The organism is Nocardia kruczakiae NBRC 101016 (genome assembly GCF_001612965.1).
Classification (GTDB): domain Bacteria; phylum Actinomycetota; class Actinomycetes; order Mycobacteriales; family Mycobacteriaceae; genus Nocardia; species Nocardia kruczakiae.
Genome location: NZ_BDBL01000031.1, coordinates 99,653 through 110,886, shown reverse-complemented (window position 1 = coordinate 110,886; position 11,234 = coordinate 99,653). Strand labels below are relative to the sequence as shown.

Genomic DNA, 11,234 nt, shown 5'->3' with positions numbered 1-11,234 from the left:
CGGTGCGACGCCAATATCCGGGGCTGACACCAGCGCCGGCCACATACAACTCGCCGGTGACGCCGATCGGCACTCGCCGTAGCCGGCGGTCGAGCACGAACAACGCTGCGCCTGATACTGGTGAGCCGATCGGTGGTGTTCCCGAACCCGGCGCCAATGGCGCAGTCAAGGAAACGCACATGGTGGTCTCGGTGGGGCCGTAGCCGTTGATGACTGCGTGTGCGGGCGCCCACTGGTCTATTACTTGGGCGGGGCAGAATTCGCCGCCGAGTATCAAGGTGACCGACTCCAGACCTCGAGGTGTCAGCATCGCTGCGGCGGTCGGGGTTTGAGTGAGCACGGTGACCTGTTGGGCAGCAAGCACGTCATGAAAGTCGGTGGGGGAGCGGGTGATCGAGTCGGGGATCACCACCAGTCGTCCGCCGTGCAGCAGCGCGCCCCAGATTTCCCACACCGAGACGTCGAAGGCGAGCGAATGACACTGCGCCCACACCTGTTCCGATGCAGATGTGTCATCGCCGAGCAGCCGCCGAGCGTCGGTGCTGGGCGCCAATAGTTGCGTGATGTTGTGGTGGGTGGCGGCCACGCCTTTGGGGACGCCGGTGGTACCGGAGGTGTAGATGAAATAGGCAAAGGTGTCCGATGCCGATGCCGATGCCGATGCCGATGCCGATGCCGATGCCGATGCCGATGGTGCGGTGCTGGGTTGAGTGTCCAGGGTGGAGTCGTCGACATCGATGATCGGTATGTCGATCCCGTCGAGTCGTCCGGCGAGGTCGGCGGTGGTGATCACGGCGACGGGTGTGGCGTCGGTGAGCATGAATTCGATTCGTGCCCTGGGGTGTTCGGGATCGATGGGTAGATAGGCTGCCCCGGTTTGCAGTACTGCCGCTATCGCGGTGATCGCCTCCGCCGAGCGGTGCATCAGCAGCCCGACCACGCATCCGGGTCCCGCACCGCGGTCGGTCAGCAGGTGTGCCAACCGGTTCGCTGCTTGCTCCAGCTGCCGGTAACTGTATGAACGATCACCGCAGCTGAGTGCCACTGCATCCGGCGTGCGGGCGACTTGTGCGGCGAACAACGCCGGCACCGACATCGCCGGGGATGTGCGCGCATCCAATACGGCCCGGTTGCCGATCTCGTCCAATCGGATGTGTTCGGATTCGTCGAGCAGGTCCACCGACGACAACGACCGCCTCGGGTTGCTGGTTATGGCGTTCAGTATTCGTTCGAGTCGTTGGATGAGTGTGTCGATGGTGGTGGTGTCGAAGATGTCGGTGCGGAATTCCACTGCGCCGGTGAGTCCGGCGGGTTCGCCGGTGTCGGTGAAGCGTTCGCCGAGGGAGAACGCGATGTCCATGCGGGCGCTGTGGGTGTCCAGCGGCAGGGAGGAGACCTGGAGGTCTTCCAGCACCAAACCGCCTGCGGGGTCATTGTTTCCGGCGAAGTTCTGCCACGCCAGCAACACCTGGATCAGCGGGTGATGCATCAATGACCGGGCCGGGTTGAGACGTTCCACCAGCACCTCGAACGGCACGTGTTGGTGTTCGAACGCCTCCAGACTGCGCGTGCGGACCTGAGTGAGTAGGTCGGTGAAGGTGGGGTCGCCGCCCAGATCGACCCGCAGTACCAAGGTATTGACGAAGAAGCCGACCAACTCGTCGAGAGCAGGGTCGCCGCGGCCGGCGACGGCGAACCCTATGGGGACGTCGGTGCTGGTGCTGATCGTAGACAGGAGTACCGCGAGGGCGGCCTGGACGACCATGAAACTCGTTGCGTTGTGTTCGCGCGCGACCTCGGCGATCTGCTGCTGGAGTCCCGCGGGCCAGTCGATGGTGACGCTGTCGCCGTGTTGGTCGGTGGTTGGTGGGTAGGGCCGGTCGGTGGGGAGGTCGAGGTGTTCGGGCATCCCGGCCAGGGTCTGTTCCCAGTACTCCAGTTCGGTGCTGATGCGGCTGTCGGGGTCGTGTAGTTCGCCGAGTTGGGTGCGTTGCCAGAGTGCGTAGTCGACGTACTGCACCGCCAACGGCGTCCAGTCCGGGGCGTGGCCGTGTCGGCGCGCTCGGTACGCTTCGCTCACGTCGCGGGCCATCGGAGCGGGAGACCATCCATCGAAAGCGATGTGGTGCAACACAATCCCCACGACATACTGTTCGGATTCCACCGAATAGATCTGGGCGCGGATGGGGATCTCGGTCGACAGGTCGAACCGGTACCGGGCCAGTTCTGCCAGGGCGCCGGTCAGGTCTTGTTCGGGCAGCGACGCGACTGCCGCGCCGTCGCGTCGCCACATCCCTGGCCGGGCGGGCAGTACCTGTTGGGAGGGCACGCCGTCGGTGGAGGGGAAGATGGTGCGGAGTGATTCGTGGCGGGCGAGGACGTCATCGAGGGCGGAGTCGAGTGCCTCGACGTCCAGTGGTCCGTTGATCCGGAATGCGATCGGCATGTTGTAGACCGGAGACGGACCTTGGAATTGGTCGATGAACCAGAGTCGTTGCTGGGCATACGACAACGGAACCCGCGCCGGACGTGGCATAACCTGCAGTGTCGACTGAGCGGGGCCGCCACGATGCCGGTTCAGGTAGTCGGCGAGACCCTCGACGGTCGACGCGTCGAACAGATACCGCACCGGCACTTCCCTGCCCAGCGCGAGCTGCAGCCGCGCGCTCACCCGGGTAGCAGTCAACGAGTTTCCACCGAGGGCGAAGAAATCGTCATCGAGCCCCGCTCGGTCTCGACCCAATATCTCCGCGAACGCCTCGGCGATGATCTTCTCGGCCCGAGTCCGTGGCTCCCGGAAGGGCGCGGCGGCGAACATCGGTGCCGGCAAGGCCTGACGGTCGATTTTCCCCGAGGAGGTCAGCGGGAACTCGTCGAGCACCACAATCTGCGCCGGCACCATGTACTCGGGCAACCACGAGCTCAACCGCTGACGGATGGCGGCGATTTCGGTGTCGGTATGCGGGTCGTTGGCGTGGGTGGTGATTCGATGTTCTCCGGTCGGAGGCAGGTAGAGGTCGGTCAGCGGCGGAGCCTGCCGGTGGTGGGGGTCGGTGGGGGTGATGAAGACGGCATCGAGGGTGCCGGGGTGGGCGCCCCAGGTGACCGCGACCTGATATCCGGTCGTTTCGCCCAAGCGGTGCAGTTGTTCGGGGGTAGCGGTGTCGGAGGTGGCGTCGGCTCGCGCGAGTGCGTCGGCCGGCGATAGGCCGTCGGCGAGAGCGCGTTCGATGCGGACATCGGTGATCAGTCCGGTACGGGGGATGCCGGTAATGCGCACGGTGGCGGGATGTTCGGAGATCAGCTGCGTGTGCAGCCCGCGCAGCCCCGCGACTCCGGTCCACGTCAGGGTGGGTGCCGCGGCCAGTGAGCGGACCGGCGTCGGCGTCGTGTGGACGATGACGTCGTACCGATACCGGTTGAGTTCGTTGTCGGCCGATCCGCGTTTGACCTGGATGTCGAGTCCGGCCACCGACGGATGGCCGGCGGCCCAACTGGTGAAGAACTCTGGGGCCAGCAGCAATTCGGGTTCGGCGAGCACGGCGCGCTGGACTCGCCGGCGGATCTCGGCGGCGTCGGTGGTGGCGGTGCGCGCCAGCGTGACCGCGGTGTGGAACGCGCCCTGCAGGGTGTGGTTACGGACGTCGCCGATGAACATCGCCCCACCGGGGGCTAGCAGATCCAGGGCGGCGTCGATTACCTCGGTCAGGTAATCCCTGTCGGGGAAGTATTGGATGACGGAGTTGAGAATGATCGTGTCGAAGTACCCCTGCGGCAGTGCCTCGGTGACGTGAGCCGGCCGGGTCAGCAACTGGACTCGGTCACGCCACGGGATCCGCATCTGCTCGAGCGAGCGCGCGATATTGTCGATCGCCACCGCCGACACGTCGGTGGCGACATAGTGCTCACACCGTGGGGCGATCTGTGACAGCACCAGCCCGGAGCCGACACCGATCTCCAACACTCGCCGCGGCTGCAGGGCGAGGATCCGATCCACGGTGGCCGAACGCCACTCCATCATCTCTTCGAGCGGAATCGGATCATCGCTGTAGCTGCTGTTCCAGCCCCGGAAATCCATGCCGAACCCCGACGCCGCCACCTCGGCGTCGTACAGCTCGTCGTTCATGTGTCGCCACTGTTCGACGATTTCGGCGTCGCGATCGGTAGTGGCGGTGTGGTCGAGGATGACGTAGGCGATGAGGTGGTCGCCGGTGCTGCTCCGGTGCATGGTGGCGGCGGCCCGGGTGACCTGTGGGCAGGCCAGCAGCGTGTTCTCGATTTCACCCAGCTCGACGCGCTGCCCGCGCAGCTTGATCTGGGTGTCGGCGCGGCCCACGTAATCCAATGTGCCGGTGGAGGTCCAGCGCACCAGGTCACCGGTGCGATACGCCCGCGCCCCGGGCTCCCCATAGGGGTTGGCCACGAAGCGCTCCGCGGTCAACTCCCTCCGCCCCACATAGCCCCGCGCCAGCGCGGGCCCGCCCAGATACAGCTCGCCCACCACCCCGACCGGGGTCGGGTTCAGCCGCGCGTCGAGCACCAGCGCGTATATCCCCGGGATCGGGCTGCCGATGCTGACCGGCTGCCCCGCCGACAATGGCGCGAGGGTGGCACCGATGGTGGTCTCGCTGGGCCCGTAGCCGTTGAACATCCGCCGTCCCGGCGCCCAGGCGGCCACCAATTCTCCCGGGCAGGCCTCACCGGTGGTGATCACCGTGCCCACCCGGTCGAGCCGGGTCCGATCCAGCGACGACAGCACGGTGGGGGTCACCACCGCCGCGCTGACCCGCTGATCCTCCAGGAACGCGGTCAACGACTCCCCGGCATACACCTGCGGCGGCGCCACCACCAGCGCCGCGGCCGACCCGACTGCCCACAACATGTCGAAGATCGACGCATCGAAGGTCGGCGCGGCCACCATCGAAATCCGCGCATCCGTGCCCAACCCCAACACCGCCCGTTGCGCCGCGGCCAATCCCGACAGACCGGCGTGGCTGACCGCCACCCCCTTGGGGGCACCGGTGGATCCCGACGTGAACATCACATACGCGGTGTTGTCCACCCGCAGGTCGGCCGGCCGATCGGCGTCGGTGATCGCCGCTGCGGACCGCTCGGACACATCCGGGGCGTCGACGCGCACGACCGGACGCGTCGCGGCCCCGGCGACCGTGCCGGACCCGCGCGCCACGACACAGACAGCCCCCACAGCGTCCAGCACCGCGGTGATCCGCTCGACCGGATGGGCCCGGTCCAGCGGCACATACACCCCGCCTGCCTTGGCCACCGCCCACCATGCCACGACCAACTCCACGCAGCGATCCATCGCCACACCCACCGCGCGCTCCGGACCCACACCCGCCTCGATCAGTACCCGTGCCAACCTCGTCGACCATTGGTCGAGCTCGCGATACGACACCTCGCGGGCACCGTCGACGACCGCCGGCGCGTCCGGGCAGGCCGCCACCGCCGCAGCCAGCAACTGCGGCGCCACCCCGACCGGCGCCGCCACTCCCGCACCGGACCACACCGACAACACCAGATCGCGTTCACCGGCAGCCAGCAGCGACACTTCTGCCACCGTCACCGACGGATCCGCCACCAGAAGGCGGTCGACAAGCATTTCCAGTCGGGTTATGTGCCTGGCGATGTCGTCGGAGGCGTACCGGTCCGGATTCCACGTGAACTGAATTCGCGGCGCGCCGTCACCCAGCTGCGGATAGATGTTGATTGCGCAGTCTTGTATCGGATAGGTGGTCAATACGTTGTACGTCACTTCGGAGGGCCCGAAACGAAGCGGGGCGGCGAAGTCGAGAATGTTGATCGCCGGGCCGAATTCGATGTTCATATCGGGCCGGCTCGCCTGGGTGATCAGGTCCGGCCAGCGCCGGAATTGTTGATGCCGCAACGCACCGATCATGGCCTCGGCTACCCGATCGCTCAGTGCACCGATGGTGTCGTCGTCATGGACATCGATGAGCAGCGGCACCATGTTCGACACCATGCCCGTACATCGTTTCAGCGCCGCGGTCGTCCGGGCCGAAACCGGCAGTGACAACGAGATATGTTGCTGGCCTGTGGTTTTCGCGATGAACACCGCTACGGTCGCGACAATCCTTGCGACATCGAAGCGGACATGCCGGTTCTCCTCGACTCGATGCGGGCACTTCAGTTCCCGTATCAGCGGGTGGCGTGGTGCCACCGGCCTCCGTGTCCCGCCCAGATCGGTGATGTCGAGAGGTTCACGCACAACGGTTTTCCAGTACTCGGCATCGGCCCGACTGCGCGAAGATTGCTGATACTTTTCATCGGCGCTGCGAATCAGGTCGAACTCGGAGAAGTCGACTTCTCCGGTATCGGGCGCTGCGCCCGAGTAGACGGCCGCGATGTGCCGCATCAGATTGTCGGCGCCGTACCCGTCGAGGAGAACGTGATGTGTACGCAGGTAGAAGTACGACAGTTCGTCGGCAATGCGCAGCAGTGCGAAGTCGGTGAGCCGGTCACGGGCCACATCGATCGGCCGGCGGTAGTCGTTGTCCATCCAGTCGCGAGCAGCGGATTCCGGGTCGCGCTCGGCGCGCAGATCGAGACAACGGAGGGTGTGCGGAAACGAGCGGTCGACTGTGAAAACCGGTTCGCCGTCATGGAGGGAAAGCCGCGCGCATGGTGTGCCGAACCGGGTTGCCGCCGATTCGCACGCGAGCATGAGCCTTTCGGCGTCGACATCGTGATCGATCGTCAGGAAAGCGGCCACGTTGTAGGGGACTTCGGGCCGGAGTTGCTGGGCAGCCCATATCGACCGTTGAGCGGCGGTCAACGACCCCAGAACCCCCAATTGAGCACCGTAGTTGAGCATGATGACGAATTCCTCGTATGTCCTCGAGGCTTCAAATCCCGGCAACCCGACGACCGATCAGGTGATCTCGTGCCGGCTGTAGTGGTGATGGCGATAACACACACTGCGCCCATGCTCGTGGTCACGGGCCTCGATGCCGATCGGTTCAATCGAATGTCCACGCGTCCGGCCCCCTATCGTCTGGGGAGCTGCCGTGGACGCTCGCAGGGAGCCACTGACGATGTGGCCTCCAGCGCACACTACGCCGAACGGGATTGCAACACATCAGAAGTCAGGAAAGGATCTGGGCTACCGGGGGGAACTGGCCACCGCGATCTGCGGGCTGCCAGGGAGAACGGGCGCCTGTCTGCGCAGCTCGAGGGTGATCGCCGGGTCGGCGTGGCGGGCCAACGCACGCAGCGCCGACGGGCTGTAGGCGCGCAACGAGCTGATCAACGCGTCGTGCCAGTACGGAACGATCGTCAACGGCAGTGCCAACGCCACCATGACGAGGTGCAGCAACGAAGGCGCGCGCGACAAGTCGATGATCAGCAGTTTATCGGCGGCGCGGGTACCTTCCGCGAACACTCGGGCGGCCGACCGTGGTGGCAGATGGTGCAGGGACAGCGCGAACACGGCGAGGTCGTAGAACCCGTCGGGCGCGTCGATGGCGGTGGCATCCATCTCCCGCACGGTGGCCCGCGGATGACTGCCCAGGTCACCGGCGGCGATGGCGGCTACGGATGCGGGCTCGATGTCGGTGACCGTGACCTGGGCGGTGGGATGCATCGACAACAACGCCCGCGACAGTCCGCCGTGGCCGGCGCCGAGTTCGAGGATCCTGGGATCGCGCACGTCGGTGACCTCGTCGAGCACGATGCGCGCGAGCCTCCGGTGTATCCCGAAAACCCTTTCGCCGCGGTCCAGAGAACGGATGATGCTGCGCTTGCGATCATCGACGTCGTCGCGGTCGAGGTACTCCAGACGATCGGTCTGCAACCGCCGGTCCAGCCACGACGCATCCGGTCCACCGCGCGGCATGCGGTCGATGTCGGAGATTTCGGTCGTCGCCATTCCGGCTCGGCGGTTGGCCGCGACCAGCCGCATCAGGAACGAGGGCCGCGCGAGGCGGGCAGGTGGGTCGACGAAATGCATCACCCGAAGGACCGCTTCGGCGACCGCCGGATCGTTCGCGGCGGCTTCCTGTGCCTTGTCGATGGGCCAGTTCACCAGGCGTCTCGGCATCCGGCGCCAACCATCTCCCTGGGACACGGTGAAATCGGTGAACCGATTCCCCCGCCACACCGGGCCGATCTGCTTGGCAGTCGCCTTGAAGAATCGCCGGCTCACGTCTGCGTCGTGATCGGTCAAGCAGTTTCGCAGCGCCACGGCCTGCAGCGCGGCCATGGTCATGCCCTGCATATAAACCGGGTTGAAGCTGCAGATCGCATCGCCCATCACCAGCAGCCCCGGTGGGAATTGCCGCATCTTGTCGTAGCGTCTCCAGGTGCTGGCCGGGTAATGCTGCGCCGACATCGCGCCGAGCGGCTCGGCAGACCGCAGCACAGCGATCAGGGAAGGCGGCGCGAATTGCGCGGCGCATTCGATCACTCCGGACAGGTCATGGGGAAGTTTGTGCCCGTCTACGCCGAACAAGGTCAGGATCCAGGTGTCGTGCTCATAGGCCACGGCCACCACTCCGACCGGTCGTTCGGGCACCGGGCTGACCGAGAAGCCCAATTTGTCGCCGACGATGTCAGCTGGAACCCGCAGAAATTGGCTGGCGTAGCTCAGATGCACCGGGTAGCGCTGCTCGATCGGTCGCTCGCAGCCGAGGTTGTCGAGAAACGCCGGGGTGTGCGCGGAGCGACCCATCGCGTCGACCACCAGCTCGGCATTCAGCGCGGTTTCCTCACCCGTGTAGCGGTTGACCACCCGGGCGCCCGTGACTCGACGGGCCCGGTCGGTCATCGGCTCGACGACACCATGGCTGTCCAGGATTCTCACATTCTCGATGGCGCGGACTCGCCGCCTGACATGGGAGTCCAAGAACGGCCGGCTGGGTTGATAGACGACCAGCGCTGCCGGGTCGGCATATTTGTCCGAACCGCCGAGCTCATGCCGGCCCAACCGGACATAGACACGCGACGGCTCATTTGCCAGAACATTCGCGCCTGCGCTGACGAGTTCATCGAGCAGGCCGGGAAACAGCTGGCCCAGGATATTCGATCCCGTACTCAGCAGAGCGTGAAAATGGCGCGCCTGGGGCACACCTCGACGCTGCTCGGGACCGTCGGGCAGCGGGTCCCGCTCGACGAGTGTGACCTCCTCGTAGAAGTCCGACAGCACCCGGGCGGCCAGCAGCCCGCTCATACTCGCACCGCAGACGATGGCTTGCTCTCCGAGCTTGCTCATGGCACTCCCTGCCGCAACTCGCCGTTGTGCTCGTCGGTGAGAAGCTTGCCCGTCAATCTTCGTCTTATCCAGCAAGCACGAACAACAGGTGCGCCAGGTTCATATCTTCGAGTTAGTTTCCGGCGGCCGACAGATACCGCGATAAGACCCTGTTCGAACCCGGCCCCTGTTTCGAGGCTGTTCGCTCCTGCCGCCCGCCCTCTCTACGCTACCGCCGTTGCTGATAGCGATGCGGGTTTCCCGGATATGCGCGAGGAGGGTGGTGATCAGGATGTGGGCGTGGCCGCAGTCCGCGCGGACAGGCTGTCGAAACCTCCGACACGGGACAGATCTCGATCCATCCGCCGCTACCACCCGGCCGATGCGCATCCGGCGCTGCCGCACGCGAAGTGGGCTGTCACACAGAGTGTTTGGTGTTGTCGATGTCGGTTGGTTGGTCGTGCGGATGTGGGGTATATCGCCGTCGAGCACGCTCGGATGGGAGCGTTTCGACGTTCGAAAGAGGAGACACGATGTTGGGTCTGGGAATTATCGGTTGGATCATCATCGGTGGATTGGCGGGCTGGCTGGCCAGCAAGATCATGAAAACCGATGCTCAGCAGGGCATTCTGCTCAATATTGTGGTCGGCGTGGTCGGCGGCATCATCGGCGGGTTCCTGCTGAAACTGTTCGGCGTCGATGTCGAGGGTGGAGGGTTGTGGTTCAGCTTCTTCACCTGCCTCGGCGGGGCGGTGGTCTTGTTGTTCCTGGTCGGTATGGTCACCGGCCGCGGACGCGCAGTCCGATAAGCGCGCCTGGCCCGGGATCTCCCGTCCGCGCGCCTGGCCGCGCGTGAGCTGGATGTGATCGGCAGAGGCGTAATGTGCTGGGCTCGGAGGCTGTCGTAGCCTCCGAGCCCAGCACTGTGTCCACGAGATTCGCCCGCGCGCAGGCCGAGGTGAACCGATTCAACCGTTTCCCACTATCGAAAACCATGGCCCCAGTAGGCTGCTGCCCATCGCCGTCTCGATGATGGGAAAGTATGCGCGCTATCGCAATTCACCTCGGCGCGGCCGTGGCCGCCATCGCCGCAGTCGTCGCGTCATTGCAGATTGCGCATGTGACACCCGTCGATCGAAGCCCGGTTCGCCCCGCCGCGGCGCAGTGCAGCCTGGCACCGACCGCCGGCACCGTCGTACGGACGATCGGTAGCAGAATCTATCGGCTCAACGTTCCCGCCGGCCTGACCGGACACTCGGTGCCGCTGCTGCTCGCCGAGCATGGAAATGCCAGTAATGCAGCAGATTTCGAGCAGGTCTCGGGCTGGACTCCCTACGCGGCCGCGCATCACTTCATCGTCGCCTACCCGCAGGGCAACGCCAACAATCTGCCGCTGGATCCCGGTAACGGTCTGGTGGGCAACGATTGGGAATTCCAGCAGGGCTCGATCGACGTCCGGTTCCTGCGCTCGGTCGTCGCCGACATCGAGGCCAATTGGTGCATCGACCCCGGACGGGTATACAGCAGCGGCTGGTCCGACGGCGGCATCATGTCGCAGCGGCTGGCGTGCGACGCCCCCGACGTCTTCGCGGACGTAACCTCCTGGGAGGGCGGCGATCCCACCCTCCCCAACCCCACCCTGCTGATTCCCAGTCCGGGGTCGCCCTGCAAACCAGCTCGACCGATCTCCGTCGACATCGCCCAGGGACAGTTCGACCCGATCTCCGACCCGGCGGCCGGTGTGGCCAACGTCGGCGCATGGGTAGATCGCGACGGCTGCCCCGTCCGGCCGGCCCGGTCCAGCGACACCTTCGGCACGACGGCCGGCTACGGACCGTGCCGCGGCGGAACCTCCGTGCAGTACCGGGTGGAAAACGGCCAGTTGCACCAGTGGCCGTCCGGCGCGGCGGGCGAGGACCTGCGAGATCGACTGTGGAACTTCATGTTCGCCACCACCCTCCCGTAAGCGCCGAGCGGCACTGCGCGAACCGAGCCGACCCCCGGTGCC

The 11,234-nt window shown here is 65.7% G+C and carries 4 protein-coding genes; 2 read left to right on the top strand and 2 right to left on the bottom strand.

From position 1 onward, the window contains the following. Together NK1_RS22530 and NK1_RS33940 are read right to left on the bottom strand one after the other, a co-directional pair. On the bottom strand, positions 1-6,853 hold a 6,853-nt coding region (locus tag NK1_RS22530), incomplete at its 3' end, for a non-ribosomal peptide synthetase (protein WP_157104392.1). Between the two features lie 288 nt (positions 6,854-7,141). Next, a complete protein-coding gene (locus NK1_RS33940; RefSeq protein WP_084461387.1) occupies positions 7,142-7,906 on the bottom strand; it encodes a class I SAM-dependent methyltransferase in 765 nt (254 codons plus the stop codon). Positions 7,907-9,759: 1,853 nt separating this feature from the next. On the opposite strand from NK1_RS33940, the gene NK1_RS22520 reads away from it, so the two are divergent. Both NK1_RS22520 and NK1_RS22515 read left to right on the top strand, forming a co-directional pair. Then, complete coding sequence (locus NK1_RS22520; protein ID WP_063011645.1) at positions 9,760-10,035, top strand: GlsB/YeaQ/YmgE family stress response membrane protein; 276 nt, start codon at positions 9,760-9,762, stop codon at positions 10,033-10,035. Positions 10,036-10,268: 233 nt separating this feature from the next. Next, positions 10,269-11,192, top strand: coding sequence for a CE1 family esterase (locus tag NK1_RS22515; protein ID WP_063011643.1), 924 nt, complete (start codon positions 10,269-10,271; stop codon positions 11,190-11,192). Positions 11,193-11,234 lie beyond the last annotated feature (42 nt).

What these genes read in the sequence shown, in the direction of transcription:
- NK1_RS22515 (WP_063011643.1), top strand. Translation starts at nt 10,269, where the DNA reads ATGCGCGCTATCGCAATTCACCTCGGCGCGGCCGTGGCCGCCATCGCC.
- NK1_RS33940 (WP_084461387.1), bottom strand. Translation starts at nt 7,906, where the DNA reads ATGGCGACGACCGAAATCTCCGACATCGACCGCATGCCGCGCGGTGGA.
- NK1_RS22520 (WP_063011645.1), top strand. Translation starts at nt 9,760, where the DNA reads ATGTTGGGTCTGGGAATTATCGGTTGGATCATCATCGGTGGATTGGCG.